Origin of the sequence: Escherichia sp. 10290, from assembly GCF_030295155.1 — a bacterium.
GTDB lineage: Bacteria > Pseudomonadota > Gammaproteobacteria > Enterobacterales > Enterobacteriaceae > Escherichia > Escherichia coli_F.
Map to the genome: position 1 here is coordinate 4,814,157 of NZ_AP025741.1, position 20,233 is coordinate 4,834,389.

Annotated in this window: 16 protein-coding genes and 1 pseudogene; 9 read left to right on the plus strand and 8 right to left on the minus strand. The window is 49.7% G+C overall.

The features are described from left to right. Window positions 1-85: 85 nt before the first annotated feature. Entirely contained in the window at window positions 86-2,872 is a 2,787-nt protein-coding gene (gene polA / locus QUE74_RS24110; RefSeq protein WP_000250033.1) for a DNA polymerase I, read from the plus strand. A 165-nt stretch (window positions 2,873-3,037) separates the two neighbouring features. Then, window positions 3,038-3,085: a small protein SpfP gene (gene spfP, locus QUE74_RS29645; protein ID WP_071892919.1), complete on the plus strand. Its 48-nt coding sequence runs from the start codon at window positions 3,038-3,040 to the stop codon at window positions 3,083-3,085. Window positions 3,086-3,253: 168 nt separating this feature from the next. On the opposite strand, the gene yihA is transcribed toward spfP, so the two are convergent. Next, on the minus strand, window positions 3,254-3,886 hold the full coding sequence (yihA, locus tag QUE74_RS24115; RefSeq protein ID WP_000183349.1) for a ribosome biogenesis GTP-binding protein YihA/YsxC: 633 nt from the start codon (window positions 3,884-3,886) through the stop codon (window positions 3,254-3,256). Window positions 3,887-4,182: 296 nt separating this feature from the next. Here yihA and QUE74_RS24120 point away from each other — a divergent pair. From QUE74_RS24120 to hemN, 3 genes and pseudogenes are all read left to right on the plus strand, one after another. Beyond that, window positions 4,183-4,349, plus strand: a pseudogene (locus QUE74_RS24120) (hypothetical protein). A 118-nt stretch (window positions 4,350-4,467) separates the two neighbouring features. Next, window positions 4,468-4,977, plus strand: a complete 510-nt coding sequence (yihI, locus tag QUE74_RS24125; RefSeq protein ID WP_001295266.1) for a Der GTPase-activating protein YihI — start codon at window positions 4,468-4,470, stop codon at window positions 4,975-4,977. Between the two features lie 188 nt (window positions 4,978-5,165). Continuing rightward, window positions 5,166-6,539, plus strand: a complete 1,374-nt coding sequence (hemN, locus tag QUE74_RS24130; RefSeq protein WP_000116093.1) for an oxygen-independent coproporphyrinogen III oxidase — start codon at window positions 5,166-5,168, stop codon at window positions 6,537-6,539. Window positions 6,540-6,774: 235 nt separating this feature from the next. On the opposite strand, the gene QUE74_RS24135 is transcribed toward hemN, so the two are convergent. The 4 genes from QUE74_RS24135 to glnA all read right to left on the minus strand — a co-directional run bounded on the left by QUE74_RS24135 (window position 6,775) and on the right by glnA (window position 11,051). Continuing rightward, the gene (locus QUE74_RS24135) at window positions 6,775-6,885 is read right to left on the minus strand and encodes a YshB family small membrane protein (RefSeq protein WP_000893994.1); all 111 of its coding nucleotides are present in this window, start codon (window positions 6,883-6,885) and stop codon (window positions 6,775-6,777) included. A 111-nt stretch (window positions 6,886-6,996) separates the two neighbouring features. After that, window positions 6,997-8,406, minus strand: a complete 1,410-nt coding sequence (glnG, locus tag QUE74_RS24140) for a nitrogen regulation protein NR(I) (RefSeq protein WP_001315107.1) — start codon at window positions 8,404-8,406, stop codon at window positions 6,997-6,999. A gap of 11 nt (window positions 8,407-8,417) precedes the next feature. Beyond that, a complete protein-coding gene (glnL, locus tag QUE74_RS24145) occupies window positions 8,418-9,467 on the minus strand; it encodes a nitrogen regulation protein NR(II) (RefSeq protein WP_000190577.1) in 1,050 nt (349 codons plus the stop codon). Between the two features lie 174 nt (window positions 9,468-9,641). Continuing rightward, a complete protein-coding gene (gene glnA, locus QUE74_RS24150; RefSeq protein WP_001271704.1) occupies window positions 9,642-11,051 on the minus strand; it encodes a glutamate--ammonia ligase in 1,410 nt (469 codons plus the stop codon). 372 nt (window positions 11,052-11,423) lie between these two features. Between glnA and typA the strand changes: the two genes are divergently transcribed. From typA to QUE74_RS24170, 4 genes are all read left to right on the plus strand, one after another. Further along, window positions 11,424-13,247 (plus strand): ribosome-dependent GTPase TypA, encoded by a 1,824-nt coding sequence (gene typA, locus QUE74_RS24155; RefSeq protein ID WP_000570668.1) that lies wholly within the window; start codon window positions 11,424-11,426, stop codon window positions 13,245-13,247. Window positions 13,248-13,463: 216 nt separating this feature from the next. Then, window positions 13,464-14,174, plus strand: coding sequence for a GntR family transcriptional regulator (locus QUE74_RS24160; RefSeq protein ID WP_000829805.1), 711 nt, complete (start codon window positions 13,464-13,466; stop codon window positions 14,172-14,174). 7 nt (window positions 14,175-14,181) lie between these two features. Continuing rightward, entirely contained in the window at window positions 14,182-15,162 is a 981-nt protein-coding gene (locus QUE74_RS24165; protein ID WP_000256385.1) for a sugar phosphate isomerase/epimerase family protein, read from the plus strand. A gap of 102 nt (window positions 15,163-15,264) precedes the next feature. Then, the gene (locus QUE74_RS24170; protein ID WP_000956331.1) at window positions 15,265-16,530 is read left to right on the plus strand and encodes an MFS transporter; all 1,266 of its coding nucleotides are present in this window, start codon (window positions 15,265-15,267) and stop codon (window positions 16,528-16,530) included. Window positions 16,531-16,620: 90 nt separating this feature from the next. Here the strand turns inward: QUE74_RS24170 and ompL are convergent, their stop codons facing one another. The 3 genes from ompL to QUE74_RS24185 all read right to left on the minus strand — a co-directional run bounded on the left by ompL (window position 16,621) and on the right by QUE74_RS24185 (window position 20,210). Continuing rightward, window positions 16,621-17,313 carry a porin OmpL gene (ompL, locus tag QUE74_RS24175; protein WP_000723464.1) on the minus strand — a complete coding sequence of 231 codons (693 nt, stop codon included), beginning with the start codon at window positions 17,311-17,313 and terminating at the stop codon, window positions 16,621-16,623. 67 nt (window positions 17,314-17,380) lie between these two features. Next, window positions 17,381-18,784, minus strand: coding sequence for an MFS transporter (locus tag QUE74_RS24180; protein WP_001279685.1), 1,404 nt, complete (start codon window positions 18,782-18,784; stop codon window positions 17,381-17,383). Window positions 18,785-18,824: 40 nt separating this feature from the next. Then, window positions 18,825-20,210 carry an MFS transporter gene (locus QUE74_RS24185; protein WP_000018359.1) on the minus strand — a complete coding sequence of 462 codons (1,386 nt, stop codon included), beginning with the start codon at window positions 20,208-20,210 and terminating at the stop codon, window positions 18,825-18,827. Window positions 20,211-20,233 lie beyond the last annotated feature (23 nt).

Below are 20,233 nucleotides of genomic sequence, written 5' to 3' on the forward strand. Positions count from 1 at the left end.
TTTCACGAAAAGCGGTGAAAAACTCATGTTTTCATCCTGTCTGTGGCATCCTTTACCCATAATCTGATAAACAGGCACGGACATTATGGTTCAGATCCCCCAAAATCCACTTATCCTTGTAGATGGTTCATCTTATCTTTATCGCGCATATCACGCGTTTCCCCCGCTGACTAACAGCGCAGGCGAGCCGACCGGTGCGATGTATGGTGTCCTCAACATGCTGCGCAGTCTGATCATGCAATATAAACCGACGCATGCAGCGGTGGTCTTTGACGCCAAGGGAAAAACCTTTCGTGATGAACTGTTTGAACATTACAAATCACATCGCCCGCCAATGCCGGACGATCTGCGAGCACAAATCGAACCCCTGCACGCGATGGTTAAAGCGATGGGACTGCCGCTGCTGGCGGTTTCTGGCGTAGAAGCGGACGACGTTATCGGTACTCTGGCGCGGGAAGCCGAAAAAGCCGGACGTCCGGTGCTGATAAGCACAGGCGATAAAGATATGGCGCAGCTGGTGACGCCAAATATTACGCTTATCAATACCATGACGAATACCATCCTCGGCCCGGAAGAGGTGGTGAATAAGTACGGCGTACCGCCAGAACTGATCATCGACTTCCTGGCGCTGATGGGGGACTCCTCTGATAACATTCCTGGCGTACCGGGCGTTGGTGAAAAAACCGCGCAGGCACTGCTGCAGGGTCTTGGCGGGCTGGATACGCTGTATGCCGAGCCGGAAAAAATTGCTGGCCTAAGCTTCCGTGGCGCGAAAACAATGGCGGCGAAGCTCGAGCAAAACAAAGAAGTGGCTTATCTCTCATACCAGCTGGCGACGATTAAAACCGACGTTGAACTGGAGCTGACCTGTGAACAACTGGAAGTGCAGCAACCGGCGGCAGAAGAGTTGTTAGGGCTGTTCAAAAAGTATGAGTTCAAACGCTGGACTGCTGATGTCGAAGCGGGAAAATGGCTACAGGCCAAAGGGGAAAAACCAGCCGCGAAGCCGCAGCAAACCAGTGTTGTAGACGAAGCGCCAGAAGTGACGGCAACGGTGATTTCTTATGACAACTACGTCACCATCCTTGATGAAGAAACACTGAAAGAGTGGATTGCGAAGCTGGAAAAAGCGCCGGTATTTGCATTTGATACCGAAACCGACAGCCTTGATAACATCTCTGCTAACCTGGTCGGGCTTTCTTTTGCTATCGAGCCAGGCGTAGCGGCATATATTCCGGTTGCTCATGATTATCTTGATGCGCCCGATCAAATCTCTCGCGAGCGTGCACTCGAGTTGCTAAAACCGCTGCTGGAAGATGAAAAGGCGCTGAAGGTCGGGCAAAACCTGAAATACGATCGCGGTATTCTGGCGAACTACGGCATTGAACTACGTGGGATTGCGTTTGATACCATGCTGGAGTCCTACATTCTCAATAGCGTTGCCGGACGTCACGATATGGACAGCCTCGCGGAACGTTGGTTGAAGCACAAAACCATCACTTTTGAAGAGATTGCTGGTAAAGGCAAAAATCAACTGACCTTTAACCAGATTGCCCTCGAAGAGGCCGGACGTTACGCCGCCGAAGATGCAGATGTCACCTTGCAGTTGCATCTGAAAATGTGGCCGGATCTGCAAAAACACAAAGGGCCGTTGAACGTCTTCGAGAATATCGAAATGCCTTTGGTGCCGGTGCTTTCACGCATTGAACGTAACGGTGTGAAGATCGATCCGAAAGTGCTTCATAATCATTCTGAAGAGCTCACTCTACGTCTGGCTGAGCTGGAAAAGAAAGCGCATGAAATTGCAGGTGAAGAATTTAACCTTTCTTCCACCAAGCAGTTACAAACCATTCTGTTTGAAAAACAGGGCATTAAACCGCTGAAGAAAACGCCGGGTGGTGCGCCGTCAACGTCGGAAGAGGTACTGGAAGAACTGGCGCTGGACTATCCGTTGCCAAAAGTGATTCTGGAGTATCGTGGTCTGGCGAAGCTGAAATCGACCTACACCGACAAGCTGCCGCTGATGATCAACCCGAAAACCGGGCGTGTACATACCTCTTATCACCAGGCAGTAACCGCAACGGGACGTTTATCGTCAACCGATCCTAACCTGCAAAACATTCCGGTGCGTAACGAAGAAGGTCGTCGTATCCGCCAGGCGTTTATTGCGCCAGAGGATTATGTGATTGTCTCGGCGGACTACTCGCAGATTGAACTGCGCATTATGGCGCATCTCTCGCGTGACAAAGGCTTGCTGACCGCATTCGCGGAAGGAAAAGATATCCACCGGGCTACGGCGGCAGAAGTGTTTGGTTTGCCACTGGAAACCGTCACCAGCGAGCAACGCCGTAGCGCGAAAGCGATCAACTTTGGTCTGATTTATGGCATGAGTGCTTTCGGTCTGGCGCGACAATTGAACATTCCGCGTAAAGAAGCGCAGAAGTACATGGACCTTTACTTCGAACGCTACCCTGGCGTGCTGGAGTATATGGAACGCACCCGTGCTCAGGCGAAAGAGCAGGGCTACGTTGAAACGCTGGACGGACGCCGTCTGTATCTGCCGGATATCAAATCCAGCAATGGTGCTCGTCGTGCAGCGGCTGAACGTGCAGCCATTAACGCGCCAATGCAGGGAACCGCCGCCGACATTATCAAACGAGCGATGATTGCCGTTGATGCGTGGTTACAAGCTGAGCAACCGCGTGTGCGTATGATTATGCAGGTACACGATGAACTGGTATTTGAAGTTCATAAAGATGATCTTGAGGCGGTAGCGAAGAAAATCCATCAACTGATGGAGAATTGTACTCGTCTGGATGTGCCGTTGCTGGTGGAAGTGGGGAGTGGCGAAAACTGGGATCAGGCGCACTAAGATTCGCCTGAACATGCCCTTTTTTCGTAAGTAAGCAACATAAGCTGTCACGTTTTGTGATGGCTATTAGAAATTCCTATGCAACAACTGAAAAAAAATTACAAAAAATGCTTTCTGAACTGAACAAAAAAGAGTAAAGTTAGTCGCGTAGGGTACAGAGGTAAGATGTTCTATCTTTCAGACCTTTTACTTCACGTAATCGGATTTGGCTGAATATTTTAGCCGCCCCAGTCAGTAATGACTGGGGCGTTTTTTATTGGGCGAAAGAAAAGATCTGTAATGCCTGATGCGCCATGTTTATCAGGCCAACGGTAGAATTGTAATCTATTGAATTTACCGGCCGGATACGCCACATCCGGCACAAGCATTAAGGCAAGAAAATTATTCGCCGTCCTGCGTTTCTTCGACAGGCTGCATCTCGCTAAACCAGGTATCCAGTTTCTGCCGCAGCTTGTCCACGCCTTGCTTCTTCAGCGAAGAGAACGTTTCAACCTGCACATCACCGTTAAACGCCAGCACTGCTTCACGCACCATATTCAATTGTGCTTTACGTGCGCCGCTTGCCAGTTTGTCCGCTTTGGTCAGCAGCACCAGTACGGCGATATTACTGTCTACCGCCCACTCAATCATCTGCTGATCGAGGTCTTTCAACGGATGGCGAATATCCATGAGTACCACCAGGCCTTGCAGGCTCTGACGTTTTTCGAGGTATTCGCCGAGCGCGCGTTGCCATTTGCGCTTCATCTCTTCCGGGACTTCCGCGTAGCCATAGCCGGGCAGGTCAACCAGACGCTTGCCGTCAGCCACTTCAAACAGGTTGATAAGCTGGGTGCGCCCTGGGGTTTTTGAGGTCCGCGCCAGGCTTTTCTGGTTAGTCAGCGTGTTCAGCGCGCTGGATTTACCTGCGTTGGAACGGCCTGCAAAAGCCACTTCAATTCCGGTATCGGAAGGTAGGTGGCGAATATCAGGCGCACTCATCACAAAATGCGTCTGTTGATAATTCAAATTAGTCAAAGCGGTCGTCTCCGTCAGTCAAAGCTTTGCGGCGATTATACCTGAACCATAATAAAAGGCGGATTTTTCGGCGTGAGCGTTGTAAGTAAAAGCCATACGCTTTGTGAGACATTGCCGATAGTCTTTATGCGAAATAGCAGAGAAAATTCTGCGATGCATGTCAAATAAACTATATAAATCAGTTAATTGCTTTTATATAAAACTCTGAAAATGTGCAAATACTGATGGCGGTTGATTGTTTGTTTAAAGCAAAGGCGTAAAGTAGCACCCATAGAGCGAGGACGCTAACAGGAACAATGACTCAGGATGAGGGTCAGGAGCGCCAGGAGGCGAAGACAGAGGATTGTCAGGAAGACAAACGTCCGGAGACGTAATTAAACGGAAATGGAATCAACACGGATTGTTCCGGCTAATGGAAAAACAGGGTGTGTTGGCGGCCTGCAAGGATTGTAAGACCCGTTAAGGGTTATGAGTCAGGAAAAAAGGCGACAGAGTAATCTGTCGCCTTTTTTCTTTGCTTGCTTTCTGTTAGATTCCGCCGCAAATCTATACTGAATAAAACGGCTAAAAGACGAACCATTATGAAACCATCATCTTCAAACTCACGCAGCAAAGGTCATGCAAAAGCGCGTCGAAAAACACGCGAGGAGCTGGATCAGGAAGCTCGTGACCGTAAGCGTCAGAAAAAACGTCGTGGTCATGCGCCGGGCAGCCGCGCAGCGGGCGGTAACACCACGTCAGGCAGCAAAGGCCAGAACGCACCGAAAGATCCACGTATTGGCAGTAAAACCCCTATTCCATTGGGCGTGACTGAAAAAGTCACCAAACAGCACAAACCGAAGAGTGAGAAACCTATGCTTTCACCGCAGGCGGAGTTGGAGTTACTGGAAACGGATGAGCGTCTGGATGCGCTGCTGGAACGTCTGGAGGCAGGCGAAACCCTGAGCGCCGAAGAGCAATCCTGGGTGGATGCCAAACTGGATCGTATTGATGAGTTGATGCAGAAACTCGGCCTCTCTTATGACGATGACGAAGAAGAGGAAGAAGACGAGAAGCAAGAAGACATGATGCGTCTGCTGCGGGGCAACTAACGGATTGCCGCCGTGGGCCTTCCCGTTCTGCTGATAACCCTTCCGGTTATATGTTATCTGGTGTGGTTATTCGTTAAACTACAGCGGTTGTCGCGGCGACAAAAGTGGCTGCGCAACCGGCTGATGACCCGAAACGGGCATCCGCCGGTACGCCGTAGCCGCCAGAGACGCCATCGGAAGGAGTGAGCATGTCTGTACAGCAAATCGACTGGGATCTGGCCCTGATCCAGAAATATAACTATTCCGGGCCACGATACACCTCGTACCCGACCGCGCTGGAGTTTTCAGAAGACTTCGGCGAACAGGCGTTTTTACAAGCCGTGGCGCGCTATCCTGAGCGTCCATTATCTCTCTACGTACATATTCCGTTCTGCCATAAGCTTTGTTACTTCTGCGGTTGCAATAAGATTGTTACTCGCCAGCAGCACAAGGCCGATCAGTATCTGGACGCGCTGGAGCAAGAAATCGTCCATCGTGCACCGCTGTTCGCCGGGCGTCACGTCAGCCAATTGCACTGGGGCGGAGGAACGCCGACGTATCTGAATAAAGCGCAAATCAGCCGGCTGATGAAGCTGCTGCGCGAAAACTTCCAGTTCAATGCCGATGCGGAGATTTCGATCGAAGTCGATCCGCGCGAAATCGAACTGGATGTACTCGATCATTTACGCGCCGAGGGCTTTAATCGCCTGAGCATGGGCGTGCAGGACTTCAACAAAGAAGTGCAACGTCTGGTTAACCGCGAGCAGGATGAAGAGTTCATCTTTGCACTGCTTAACCATGCGCGTGAGATTGGTTTTACCTCCACCAACATCGACCTGATTTACGGCCTGCCGAAACAGACGCCGGAGAGTTTCGCCTTTACCCTGAAACGCGTGGCGGAGCTGAACCCCGATCGTCTGAGCGTCTTTAACTATGCGCATCTGCCGACCATTTTTGCTGCTCAGCGAAAAATCAAAGATGCTGACCTGCCGAGTCCACAGCAAAAACTGGATATCCTGCAGGAAACCATCGCCTTCCTGACACAATCGGGCTATCAGTTTATCGGTATGGATCACTTTGCCCGTCCGGATGACGAGCTGGCGGTGGCCCAGCGTGAAGGCGTGCTGCATCGTAACTTCCAGGGCTACACCACTCAGGGCGATACCGACCTGCTGGGGATGGGCGTTTCAGCCATCAGCATGATTGGCGACTGCTACGCGCAGAATCAGAAAGAGTTGAAGCAGTACTATCAGCAAGTGGATGAACAAGGCAATGCGCTGTGGCGTGGTATTGCGCTAACGCGTGATGACTGTATTCGTCGCGATGTGATTAAGTCGCTCATCTGCAACTTCCGTCTGGATTATGCCCCCATTGAGCAACAGTGGGATTTGCACTTCGCTGACTACTTTGCAGAAGATCTCAAGCTGCTTGCCCCGTTAGCAAAAGATGGGCTGGTGGATGTGGATGAGAAGGGGATTCAGGTAACGGCGAAAGGTCGCTTACTGATCCGCAACATTTGCATGTGCTTTGATACCTATCTGCGCCAGAAAGCGCGGATGCAGCAGTTCTCACGGGTGATTTAAATAGTGAATGGCGCTTCGTTTACAAAGTAGAAAACGAAAGCGCCATCAATGTGCTGAGAACAAGATTGCCTGATGCGCTGGGCAACAAAACCTGTAGAAATTATTGCTTTTGTAGGCCGGATAAGGCGTTTACGCCGCATCCGGCATCCGGCATCTGAGCATGATGCCTGATGCGACGCTGGTCGCGTCTTATCAGGCCTACGACTTTCTCCGCATCCGGCATAAACAACGAGCTTCAGCTAAACAGCCCAATCATCGCAGCACACAGCACGGCAGCAACGGCAGTTTGCGGTGTGTGGCTGTCAACTGCGCCACTCGATACCAGATTAATTATTGATTCCAGCATAATGACTCTCCCCGTTTTCCGGGCAAGATCATACTGAACTTATCGGAACAGTAAAGCGCAAAATACCAGCAATTTGCGCTCAATAATCAATCTTTACACACAAGCTGTGAATCACTCCATCCCCAGCTCTTTTAACTTCCGCGTCAGGGTGTTACGCCCCCAGCCAAGTAGCCGCGCAGCTTCCTGTTTATGCCCCTGCGTATGTCGCAACGCGGTCGTCAGTAACGTCCGCTCAAGCTCAGGCTGCGCTTCGGAAAGCAAATTTTGATGACCGGAACGCAGCGCTCTGTCTGCCCATTGCGCTAACAGCGTTGCCCAACTGTCCGGTTGCATGTGTGAAGTGCTTTCCGGTACGTTTGATTCAAACAGTTCGCCAGGCAAATCCTGAATCAACACTTCCTGTCCGGCAGCCATCACCGTTAGCCAGCGACAGGTGTTTTCCAGCTGGCGCACGTTACCTGGCCACGCCAGACGCGTCAGCGCGGCTTCGGTTTCCGGATGCAGCAACTTCGCTTCTACGCCCAGCTCTCGCGCGGCAACCTGTAAAAAATGGCGTGCCAGACGGGGAATATCTTCCCGACGCTCACGCAGCGGCGGCAGATGAACGCGGATAACGTTCAGGCGGTGGAACAAATCCTCACGGAACTTGCCTTCCTGTACCCGCTGTTCGAGATTCTGATGGGTCGCAGCGATAATCCGCACATCCACTTTCACCGGCGCATAGCCGCCAACGCGATAAAACTGACCGTCTGCCAGCACGCGCAGCAAACGCGTCTGTACATCGAGCGGCATATCGCCAATTTCATCGAGGAATAACGTGCCGCCATCGGCCTGTTCAAAACGCCCCTGACGAATAGTATTCGCGCCGGTAAACGCGCCTTTCTCGTGACCGAACAGTTCTGATTCGATCAAATCCTTCGGGATAGCCGCCATATTCAGCGCGATAAACGGCGCTTTGGCTCGAGGACTGTGGCGATGCAGGGCATGAGCGACCAGTTCTTTACCGGTGCCGGATTCGCCGTTAATCAGCACGCTAATAGAAGAACGTGAAAGCCGACCGATAATCCGGAACACGTCCTGCATGGCTGGCGCTTCGCCGATGATATCGGTCGTCGGGCCGTTAAGCTGAACATTACGCGGTTGCTGCTGTTCCTGATAATGGCTGATGGCGCGCTCAACCAGCGCCACGGCTTCGTCGATATCAAACGGTTTGGGCAGATAATCAAACGCCCCTTGTTGATAGGCGCTGACGGCAGCATCCAGATCGGAATGTGCGGTCATAATGATGACCGGAAGCATCGGATGGCGCTGTTTAATCTGCTTGAGCAGCGCAAGCCCGTCCATTCCCGGCATACGGATATCTGAAAGCAGCACATCCGGCGTTTTGCTCGCCAGCGCCTCCAGTACTTCTGCGCCGTTCTCAAATGTCGTACAGGTTAAACCCGCTCCAGCGAGCGCACGTTCAAGCACCCAACGGATGGAACTATCGTCATCGACTACCCAGACTATCCCTCGTTGCATAAACGTCACCTTTATTTCCTGATAGGCAGGTAAACCGAGAACTCGGTATGACCTGGCCAACTGGTAAATTCAATTTTGCCTGAATGCTGATCAATCAAATTACGGGCGATGGATAAGCCAAGCCCGGTGCCACCTTCGCGGCCGCTGACCATCGGGTAAAACAGCGTATCCTGCAAATGAGGCGGAATGCCTGGCCCGTTATCTTCCACATCAATCCGCGCTGCCAGCCGATAGCGCTCGCCGTGTAAGGTCAGTTGAAACGCGGTGCGGGTACGCAGAATGATTTCACCACCTTCCGGCCCCAGTGCCTGTAGCGCATTGCGCACAATATTCAGCAATACCTGTTCAATTTGATCCGGGTCGTGCGCCAGTTCCGGCAGGCTGGGGTCGTAATCACGAATCAACCGCACGTTGTCCGGCAGTTCCATCGACACCAGCGTCACCACGCGTTCAGCCACTTTGTGAATACTTTCGGTAACGCGCGTACCGGGCAGTTGAGGCCCCAACAGACGGTCGACCAGATTTCGCAACCGATCCGCCTGTTCAATAATCACTTTGGTATATTCCAGCAGTGACGGGTCAGGTAATGCTTTGCTGAGCAACTGGGCCGCGCCACGTAAACCGCCAAGCGGATTTTTAATCTCATGCGCCAGGCCGCGCACTAAATCACGGGCAGCAACCTGCTGGGCGTGCTGTAGCTGTTCCTGACTTAAGCGGCGCTGGTTATCCATCGGTGCCATCTCCAGCAGGATCATGCCGTCCGGCATACGCTGGGCCGTCACAGAAAGGATATGCGAGCGCCCGTCGATCACCAGCGTCACTTCGTTATCGGTAAAACCTTGCCCCGCCTCCAGACTTTCTTGCATCAGCTCGATATTTAATGAGAAGTAGCTCAACAGTTCCGGTAACGGCGTACCAAACAATTTGCGGGAGCTTTGGGCGAGTAGTTGTTGCGCGGCGGGGTTGGCGTAATGGATCGCCAGGTTGTCATCAATTAACAAAATACTGTTAATCAGCGAGTTGAGGATCTGCCCAGCATCGGGCTGCGTGCCTGTTGCCATAAAGCAGTCTCCTGAACAGGTTGCACCATTTTAGTGCATTATAGCTTTTTACGGATAAAAAGCGCGAAGCATCAGAGAATTGACGGAGAAAAAAGCCCATGCAGAGATGGGCTGAAAGTTTCCACGGCAACTAAATCCCGGCCTTCTTAGCACCGGGTAGTACAACTTCAACTATTAGACGCTGTAGTACAGCTCAAACTCTACCGGATGCGGAGTCATACGCACGCGGTCATTTTCTTCGCGACGCAGGGCGATGTACGCATCAATGGCTTCGTCAGTGAACACGCCACCGGCTTTCAGGAACTCGCGGTCCAGATCCAGTTCGTTCAGTGCTTCTTCCAGAGAGCCTGCAACCTGTGGGATCTCTTTCGCTTCTTCTGGCGGCAGGTCATACAGGTTTTTGTCCATGGCTTCGCCTGGGTGGATCTTGTTCTTGATACCATCAAGACCGGCCATCAGCAGGGCAGCAAAGCACAGGTACGGGTTAGCCGCTGGGTCCGGGAAACGGACTTCGATACGACGTGCTTTCGGAGAAGAAACCACTGGAATACGGATAGACGCAGAACGGTTGCGCGCAGAGTAAGCCAGCATTACCGGTGCTTCGTAGCCCGGGACCAGACGCTTGTAAGAGTTGGTGGTCGGGTTTGCCAGGGCGTTAATTGCTTTAGCGTGTTTGATTACGCCGCCAATGTAGTACAACGCCTGCTCAGACAGACCTGCATATTTGTCGCCCGCGAACAGGTTGACGCCGTTTTTAGACAGTGACATGTGGCAGTGCATACCGGAGCCGTTATCACCGAACATCGGTTTTGGCATAAAGGTCGCGGTTTTACCGAAGCGGTGCGCCACGTTGTGCACAACATATTTGTAGATCTGAATTTCGTCAGCTTTTTTGGTCATGGTATTGAAGCGGGTTGCCACTTCGTTCTGACCAGCGGTTGCAACTTCGTGGTGATGGGCTTCAACAACCAGACCCATCTGTTCCATCACCAGACACATTTCAGAACGGATATCCTGAGCAGAGTCTACCGGCGGAACCGGGAAGTAACCGCCTTTCACTGCCGGACGGTGACCTTTGTTACCACCTTCATATTTGGTGGAGGAGTTCCATGCACCTTCGATATCGTCGATGGCAACATGAGAACCGGAGATAGACGCGCCGAAACGGATGTCATCGAACAGGAAGAATTCAGGTTCTGGCCCGAACAGTACGGTGTCGGCAATGCCCGTAGAACGCAGGTAATCTTCAGCGCGCTTCGCGATGGAACGCGGGTCACGGTCATAGCCTTGCAGGGTGCCAGGTTCAAGGATGTCGCAACGGATAATCAGGGTAGAATCGGCGAAGAACGGGTCAATCACTGCGGTGGATGCGTCTGGCATCAGCACCATGTCGGATTCGTTAATGCCTTTCCAGCCGCCAATCGAGGAGCCGTCAAACATTTTGCCTTCTTCGAAGAATTCAGCATTCACCTGATGAGCAGGGATAGTGACGTGCTGTTCTTTACCTTTGGTATCGGTGAAGCGCAAATCAACAAACTTCACTTCGTGCTCGTTCAGCATCGTCAGTACGTGTTCAGCGGACATACTTTAACTCTCCTGGATTGGTCATGGTCGTCGTGGTAACGAAATCTGCAATTATTTTGGCCGTGTCGCCGTAAAAAAGATAAAGCGAAAACTGTGCCAACTTTTAAATTGCCCCTAAAAGGCGTTATCATGCGCACCATCGTGCAAAAGGGCTGCACCACGATGTGAATGTTGCACCAATATAGTGCTTCAATGGAAACATTAAGCACCATATTGGTGCAATGACCTTTGGATAACCCTTTTTATGCTCCGTGAAAGCGATCACAAAGGGACTCTGCAATACTTGTTTGCGGAGGATGTTTGTGATCCTGTTTTGTAGTGCGATTAATCCGTGTACAATAACGCGCTATTTCTAATGCCTGAGGCAAAGTTGTGATCGAAAAATTGCGTAATATCGCCATCATCGCGCACGTAGACCATGGTAAAACCACCCTGGTAGACAAGCTGCTCCAACAATCCGGTACGTTCGACTCTCGTGCCGAAACCCAAGAGCGCGTGATGGACTCCAACGATTTGGAGAAAGAGCGTGGGATTACCATCCTCGCGAAAAACACCGCTATCAAATGGAATGATTACCGTATCAACATCGTTGATACCCCGGGGCACGCCGACTTCGGTGGTGAAGTTGAACGTGTAATGTCCATGGTAGACTCAGTGCTGCTGGTGGTTGACGCATTTGACGGCCCGATGCCGCAAACGCGCTTCGTAACCAAAAAAGCGTTTGCTTACGGCCTGAAGCCAATTGTTGTTATCAACAAAGTTGACCGCCCTGGCGCGCGTCCTGACTGGGTTGTGGATCAGGTATTCGACCTGTTCGTTAACCTCGACGCGACTGACGAGCAGCTGGACTTCCCGATCGTTTACGCTTCTGCGCTGAACGGTATCGCGGGTCTGGACCACGAAGATATGGCGGAAGACATGACCCCGCTGTATCAGGCAATTGTTGACCACGTTCCTGCGCCGGACGTTGACCTTGACGGTCCGTTCCAGATGCAGATTTCTCAGCTCGATTACAACAGCTATGTTGGCGTTATCGGCATTGGCCGCATCAAGCGCGGTAAAGTGAAGCCGAACCAGCAAGTTACTATCATCGATAGCGAAGGCAAAACCCGCAACGCGAAAGTCGGTAAAGTGCTGGGCCACCTCGGTCTGGAACGTATCGAAACCGATCTGGCGGAAGCTGGCGATATCGTGGCGATCACGGGCCTGGGCGAACTGAACATTTCTGACACCGTTTGCGACACGCAAAACGTTGAAGCGCTGCCGGCACTCTCCGTTGATGAGCCGACCGTTTCTATGTTCTTCTGCGTTAACACCTCGCCGTTCTGCGGTAAAGAAGGTAAGTTCGTAACGTCTCGTCAGATCCTGGATCGTCTGAACAAAGAACTGGTACACAACGTTGCGCTGCGCGTAGAAGAAACTGAAGACGCCGATGCGTTCCGCGTTTCTGGTCGTGGCGAACTGCACCTGTCTGTTCTGATCGAAAACATGCGTCGTGAAGGTTTCGAACTGGCGGTATCCCGTCCGAAAGTTATCTTCCGTGAAATTGACGGTCGTAAACAAGAGCCGTATGAAAACGTGACTCTGGACGTTGAAGAACAGCATCAGGGTTCTGTGATGCAGGCGCTTGGCGAACGAAAAGGCGACCTGAAAAACATGAATCCAGACGGTAAAGGCCGCGTACGTCTCGACTACGTGATCCCAAGCCGTGGTCTGATTGGCTTCCGTTCTGAGTTCATGACCATGACCTCTGGTACGGGTCTGTTGTACTCCACCTTCAGCCACTACGACGACGTACGTCCGGGTGAAGTGGGTCAGCGTCAGAACGGCGTACTGATCTCTAACGGTCAGGGTAAAGCGGTAGCGTTCGCGCTGTTCGGTCTGCAGGACCGTGGTAAGCTGTTCCTCGGTCACGGTGCAGAAGTTTACGAAGGTCAGATTATCGGTATTCACAGCCGTTCTAACGACCTGACTGTAAACTGCCTGACCGGTAAGAAACTGACCAACATGCGTGCTTCCGGTACTGACGAAGCCGTTGTTCTGGTTCCGCCTATCCGCATGACGCTGGAACAAGCTCTGGAGTTCATCGATGATGACGAACTGGTAGAAGTGACTCCGACCTCTATCCGTATTCGTAAACGTCACCTGACGGAAAACGATCGTCGTCGCGCCAACCGCGCACCGAAAGACGATTAATTTCGTTTTTTAGTCATAAAAAACCTGCCAGCGATGGCAGGTTTTTTTTTGCCTGTCGTAAGTTCTCACCAGTGCGAGTATCTCCCTTATAAGTTTGTGGTTACGTCAATAGAGAGCTTTGTCACAATTATCTGCAAAGTCATACGCTGTTAATTGCTTTCTTTTTTGGCGTAAGCGTAAGATGCCTCATCTGGTTTAAACCAAAAGGATTAAACAATGGCGGAGAATCAATCCACCGTAGAAAATGCAAAAGAGAAACTGGATCGGTGGTTGAAAGATGGCATCACCACGCCGGGTGGAAAACTCCCTTCAGAAAGAGAGCTGGGAGAGTTGCTGGGCATTAAACGTATGACGTTACGCCAGGCGTTGCTGAACCTTGAGGCAGAATCCAAAATTTTCCGTAAGGATCGTAAAGGGTGGTTCGTGACTCAGCCGCGATTTAATTACAGTCCGGAGCTGTCGGCGAGCTTTCAGCGGGCCGCAATTGAGCAAGGGCGGGAACCTTCCTGGGGCTTTACTGAGAAAAGCCGTACCAGCGACATTCCCGAGACGCTCGCGCCACTGGTTGCAGTGACGCCATCAACTGAACTCTATCGCATTACCGGCTGGGGGGCGCTGGAAGGACATAAAGTTTTCTATCACGAAACATATATTAATCCTGAAGTTGCCCCAGGTTTTATAGAGCAACTTGAAAACCACTCATTTTCTTCAGTCTGGGAAAAATGCTACCAAAAAGAGACGGTAGTAAAAAAACTGGTTTTCAAACCCGTAAGAATGCCGGGTGATATCAGTAAATTTCTTGGCGGTTCAGCGGGCATGCCTGCGATCTTAATTGAAAAACATCGCGCCGACCAGCAAGGCAATATTGTCCAGATAGATATTGAATATTGGCGATTTGAGGCCGTGGATCTCATCATTAATCTGTAGGTGTTTTATGGTGACAATAAATAACGCAAGAAAGATTCTACAACGTGTCGATACTCTTCCTCTTTATTTGCATGCCTACGCTTTTCATTTAAATATGCGGCTGGAAAGAGTATTGCCGGCTGATTTACTTGATATTGCAAGTGAAAATAATCTGCGAGGCGTCAAAATTCATGTTCTGGATGGCGAGCGTTTTTCTCTGGGCAATATGGCAGATAAAGAACTCTCTGCCTTTGGTGATAAAGCTCGTCGTCTGAACCTTGATATTCATATTGAAACCAGTGCCTCAGATAAGGCATCTATTGACGAAGCCGTCGCCATTGCGTTGAAAACCGGGGCATCGTCCGTGCGTTTTTATCCGCGTTATGAAGGTAATTTACGCGACGTATTATCGATCATTGCTAACGATATTGCCTATGTTCGGGAAACGTATCAGGACAGCGGCCTGACCTTTACGATCGAACAGCATGAAGATTTAAAAAGCCATGAACTGGTGTCGCTGGTCAAAGACAGTGAGATGAAATCACTTTCCTTACTGTTTGATTTTGCGAATATGATCAATGCGAATGAGCATCCCATAGACGCTTTAAAAACGATGGCACCACATATTACTCAGGTGCATATCAAAGATGCCTTGATTGTTAAAGAACAAGGTGGCCTGGGCCATAAAGCCTGTATTTCAGGTCAGGGTGATATGCCATTCAAAGAGTTATTAACACACCTTATCTGCCTTGGCGATGAAGAACCGCAGGTGACAGCGTATGGCCTGGAAGAAGAGGTTGATTATTATGCTCCGGCGTTCCGCTTTGAAGACGAAGATGATAATCCGTGGATCCCTTATCGCCAGATGAGTGAAACACCATTGCCAGAAAATCATTTACTGGATGCGCGGTTACGTAAAGAAAAAGAAGATGCAATTAATCAGATAAATCATGTGCGTAACGTACTACAACAAATCAAACAAGAGGCAAGCCATCTTCTGAACCACTAATAAGCTTTAACTCATCCGCTGTTAATAAAAACCATTCCATAAGAATGGCCGGTATCTTATTGCCTTTAGAACAGTGATTTTCAAAATCGCTTAGGGGATGTTATGCTCACGAAAAAGAAATGGGCGTTATTTAGTCTATTAACATTGTGTGGCGGTACAATTTATAAATTACCGTCGTTGAAAGATGCGTTTTATATCCCGATGCAGGAATATTTCCATTTGACCAATGGTCAAATTGGTAATGCTATGTCGGTAAACTCATTTGTCACCACAGTGGGCTTTTTTCTGTCTATTTATTTTGCCGATAAACTACCGCGCAGATACACCATGTCATTCTCACTCATTGCGACAGGATTACTGGGTGTTTATTTGACGACAATGCCGGGGTATTGGGGCATCCTCTTTGTCTGGGCGCTATTTGGCGTTACCTGCGACATGATGAACTGGCCTGTCTTGCTCAAGTCGGTAAGTCGACTGGGCAATAGCGAACAACAAGGTCGTTTGTTTGGCTTCTTCGAAACAGGGCGTGGAATTGTCGATACTGTGGTGGCATTTTCTGCGTTGGCAGTATTTACCTGGTTTGGCAGTGGCTTGTTGGGCTTTAAAGCGGGTATCTGGTTCTATTCCCTTATTGTGATTGCCGTGGGCGTTATCATTTTCTTAGTACTCAATGACAAAGAAGAGGCACCGTCCGTGGAGGTGAAAAAAGATGAAGATGCACCGCAAAACACCAGTATGACCTCGGTGCTGAAAGACAAAACCATCTGGCTTATCGCTTTCAATGTTTTCTTCGTTTACGCGGTGTACTGTGGCCTGACATTCTTCATTCCATTCCTGAAAAACATCTATCTGCTGCCTGTTGCGCTGGTGGGGGCTTATGGCATCATTAACCAATACTGCCTCAAAATGATCGGTGGACCTATTGGTGGCATGATTTCAGATAAGATCCTGAAATCACCAAGTAAATACCTGTGCTACACCTTTATCATCAGCACTGCGGCACTCGTACTGTTGATTATGCTGCCGCACGAAAGTATGCCGGTCTATTTAGGGATGGCCTGTACATTAGGCTTTGGCGCGATAGTCTTTACACAGCGAGCCGTATTTTTTGCACCTATCGGCGAAGCAAAAATTGCTGAAAATAAAACAGGCGCGGCGATGGCGTTGGGTAGCTTTATCGGTTACGCCCCGGCGATGTTCTGCTTCAGTCTGTATGGCTACATTCTGGATTTAAACCCGGGGATTATTGGCTACAAAATCGTGTTTGGCATTATGGCCTGCTTCGCATTCTGTGGTGCGGTGGTTTCCGTAATGCTGGTTAAGCGAATTAGCCAACGTAAGAAAGAGATGTTGGCGGCTGAAGCTTGATTAATGGCCGGATGTGTTTAATCCGGCCAATGAAAACCGTATCAACCGTAGGCTGGATAAGGCGTTTACGCCGCATCCGGCAGTTTCACATCAGAAGAAATACTTCGTCCCGATACGAATCTGGTTTTGTTCGCGGTGGTACGGTTCGACATTACGATCTAACCAGCGTAATTCGAAATAAGGGAGCCAGTTTTCGTTAATACGGTAACGGAAGGTATTAGTGATTTCCCAATGATGATCTTTTCCATTGCTGCTATTAAAGTCATTTACGCGTATGAAATAATGTGGCTCAAATGTATAGGAGAATTTCTCGGTAATTTTAAAATTCCAGTAGGTACCAATTTCATAGGTGTCATTATTATCCAGTTCCCCGTTCAAATCTGTTGAACTATAGTTATTATGGTTATAGCGATTTCGCACTGTCAGATTAAACCATGGTACAAATTTATAGTTGACGTCCAGATACACTGCGCCACCCGAACCGATGCTCTTATCATTAATTAATCCACCGGGCTGGATGGTTAATTTATCGGTTGGTTTGAATAAAGGATACCAACCTTCAATTTCATTGTAGCCATGTTTAAGCTCATCTTCTCTCTGAAAATTATAGGTATTGGTTAACATGATACCCGCGCCCATATCGAAGTTATAACCTACACGTAGCATAATTTCTGCCTGATCGGAGGCGAGATTATATGCCTCCCTGTTTTCGACGTATGCGCCAGCAAATACCGAGGCAGAGGTCAGAGAAGATAATAAAATTATTGCATTAATCTTTTTCATAATAAGTCCATTTTTTTAACGTAGGGGGGCCGCCACCCATCAGGATGGAAATAGCGGCTATTGACATTTATAACGTTACAGAAGCAGTTTTTTCTTTTGTCTCAATCTCTTTATTTTTACGTTGGTTGATGTCCTCAATAATTAACGCAAAACGTTTTTCATTGAGCGTGTAAAAGAATCCCATCGTCAATGCAGCAATTATCGCCAGCGCACAAGGCCAAATAAAAATGAGCTGACGCAAACCCTGTAATGTTGCATCGCTTTGCGCGATGTTGGGAACATAACCGATTTGCGTCAGCATAATGCCTGGCAAGAAGCCAGCAAGTGCGGCTGAAATTTTACGAAAGAAGGTATAACCGGTATAAACAGAACCTTCGGCACGAATACCGGTTTTCCATTCACCATAATCTACGGTATCCGGTACCAGCGCCCAGTTCAGGCTGTTTACAAAGGCCGTACCAAAAAAGGCGACACAAGAGAACATGACGAAAGTGAAAGAGTTACTGCCCCAGAAATAATTCAGGATATCCCCCACCGCCCACAGCACCATGCCAGCTAAATAAACCTGTTTTTTACCAAAACATTTTACAGTTAATGGCACCAGCAATACGCCGATGAGGATGCATCCCATACTGAAGAATCCCATCCACGACAATAAATTAATATCATTCAGCACATACTGGGTGTAATAGACCTGAATTGCCAGTTTGATATTAAATGCCGCCAGGGTACACAGGTTAGCAATGCATAAAACCAGCAATGGCGGATTACGAAATATCGCGCAAAAAGATTTGAGAATACTGGCTTTATGTCCGGTTGGCGTCGTGTCCACATAATGCTCTTTGACGCCTCTGTAGCACAGCATCATAAAAATAAAGCCACCAATGGAGAACATCAGTGCCGCGCAGGCATAACCGACAGTGGAGTCAGAAAAAAGCGACTGCAGTGGAATAAATGCTACGGTACAAATCAATAGCCCTATGGTTGCACCACCCTGGCGGTAAGCCGCAAGCTGCGCGCGCTCATTGGGGTTTTTGGTAATTGCTGGGATCATCGCGCCATACGAGCAGTTCATCAGACTGTATGAAAGTCCAAACATCATAAACAGCGCGGTGGCAATCGTCGTTTTAATCGGCAAACTAAAAGTGGTGGCGATAAACTGGAGCGTTGCAATTAACGCCGCCGGAACCGCTGCATATAAAATAAAGGGACGAAATTTGCCTTTAGGCCCAATATTTTTCCGCGAGTCGAGTAAAAATCCGGTGAGCATATCGGTAAACGCGGTAAAGAATTTTGCCACCAGAAAGATAATCCCGCCATAGTAAGCAGGCATCCCTAATTCATCGGTATAAAATTTGAGGAGATACAGAGTGCCGATGCTAAGCATTAAATTCGAACCGACGTCGCCCATGCCATAAGCGATTTTTTCCCGCAGATTCAGTTTTAATGTCAGTGGATTATGGTCAGACATAATCACTCCTTATAACGCCCCGCAGGGCGTTGTTTATTATTTATGCCGTGCGTTTACGGGCTTCTATTTCTTCAACAATGCGGACGTACATTTTCTCGTTCAGACTGTAGAAGCAACCCATCGCAACAATGGTGACTACCGCCAGTGCGCTTGGGTAGATGAAGATCAGCTGGCGTAAACCTTCGATGGTATGGTCAGCCTGCGCCACGTTTGGCACATAGCCGATTTGCGTCAGCATCCAGCCTGGGAAGAAACCTGCCAGCGCCTGAGATACTTTGCGAAAGAAGGTGAAGCCGGTGTAGACCGTACCTTCCGAACGAACGCCGGTGCGCCACTCGCCGTACTCGACGGTGTCGGAAACCAGCGCCCAGTTCAGGCTGTTAACAAACGCCGAGCCGAAGAATGCCAGGCAGGAGAACGCCACAAAACTGACCGAGCCGCCGCCGAAGAAATAGTTGAGCAGATCGCCCAGCACCCAAATCAGCAGGCCGCCGATATAGACCTTCTTCTTACCAAAACGTCTGACTGCACCAGGCATCAGGAACACGCCGATGAAAATACAGCCCATGCTGAAAAATCCCATATATGACAACAGGATGGGATCGTTAAGCACGTACTGGGTGTAATAGACCTGAATGGCGAGCTTGACGTTAAATGCCCCTAAGGTACAGAGGTTAGCAATGCACAAAATGAACAGCGGGCGGTTACCGGCAATCGCACGGAAAGATTGCAACAAGCCTGGCTTTTGCGCCGGATTTGCAGGTTGCGTTTCGACATAACGCTCTTTCACGCCCGAATAGCAGATCCACATAAACAGCAGGCCGAATAGTGAAAACAGCGTGGCGGCGAAGATATAGCCAAGTTGCTGATTACCCTCGATAAGATTCATAACCGGCACGAATCCCACCGTACAAAGCAGCAGGCCCAATGTAGCGCCACCCTGACGCCATGCCGCCAGTGATGCGCGTTCGTTGGGGTTTTTGGTAATAGCGGGGACCATTGCGCCATAAGAGCAGTTCATCATGCTGAAAAACAGCCCGTAAAGCATAAACAGAATAGTGGCCATCACCGTTTTACCGGTGACATCAAACGGTGTGCCGACAAAGTTGGCGATCGCCAGCAGAGTGACCGGGAATGAGGCGTAAAAAATGAAAGGGCGGAATTTGCCTTTTGGACCGATCTTACGCCGGGAATCGAGCATGATGCCGGTACCCATGTCGGTAAAGGCGGTAAAGAATTTCGAGATCAAAAAGATAATACCGCCATAGGTGCCGGGCAGCCCCAGAACGTCGGTATAAAACTTCAAAAGATAAAGCGTGCCGATATCCAGCAGGATGTTAGAGGCCAGATCGCCGATACCGTAAGAGAGTTTCTCTTTAAAGGGCAGACGTAAAGTAGCCGGATCTTCCGTTGTGATGTGACTCATCGTTGTTCTCCCTTTGCCCGTGA

Coding starts and splice junctions, on each gene's coding strand:
- QUE74_RS24135 (WP_000893994.1), bottom strand. CDS start 6,885: ATGCTGGAATCAATAATTAATCTGGTATCGAGTGGCGCAGTTGACAGC.
- QUE74_RS24160 (WP_000829805.1), top strand. CDS start 13,464: ATGGCGGAGAATCAATCCACCGTAGAAAATGCAAAAGAGAAACTGGAT.
- ompL (WP_000723464.1), bottom strand. CDS start 17,313: ATGAAAAAGATTAATGCAATAATTTTATTATCTTCTCTGACCTCTGCC.
- QUE74_RS24165 (WP_000256385.1), top strand. CDS start 14,182: ATGGTGACAATAAATAACGCAAGAAAGATTCTACAACGTGTCGATACT.
- glnA (WP_001271704.1), bottom strand. CDS start 11,051: ATGTCCGCTGAACACGTACTGACGATGCTGAACGAGCACGAAGTGAAG.
- glnL (WP_000190577.1), bottom strand. CDS start 9,467: ATGGCAACAGGCACGCAGCCCGATGCTGGGCAGATCCTCAACTCGCTG.
- QUE74_RS24170 (WP_000956331.1), top strand. CDS start 15,265: ATGCTCACGAAAAAGAAATGGGCGTTATTTAGTCTATTAACATTGTGT.
- QUE74_RS24185 (WP_000018359.1), bottom strand. CDS start 20,210: ATGAGTCACATCACAACGGAAGATCCGGCTACTTTACGTCTGCCCTTT.
- glnG (WP_001315107.1), bottom strand. CDS start 8,406: ATGCAACGAGGGATAGTCTGGGTAGTCGATGACGATAGTTCCATCCGT.
- hemN (WP_000116093.1), top strand. CDS start 5,166: ATGTCTGTACAGCAAATCGACTGGGATCTGGCCCTGATCCAGAAATAT.
- polA (WP_000250033.1), top strand. CDS start 86: ATGGTTCAGATCCCCCAAAATCCACTTATCCTTGTAGATGGTTCATCT.
- yihI (WP_001295266.1), top strand. CDS start 4,468: ATGAAACCATCATCTTCAAACTCACGCAGCAAAGGTCATGCAAAAGCG.
- QUE74_RS24180 (WP_001279685.1), bottom strand. CDS start 18,784: ATGTCTGACCATAATCCACTGACATTAAAACTGAATCTGCGGGAAAAA.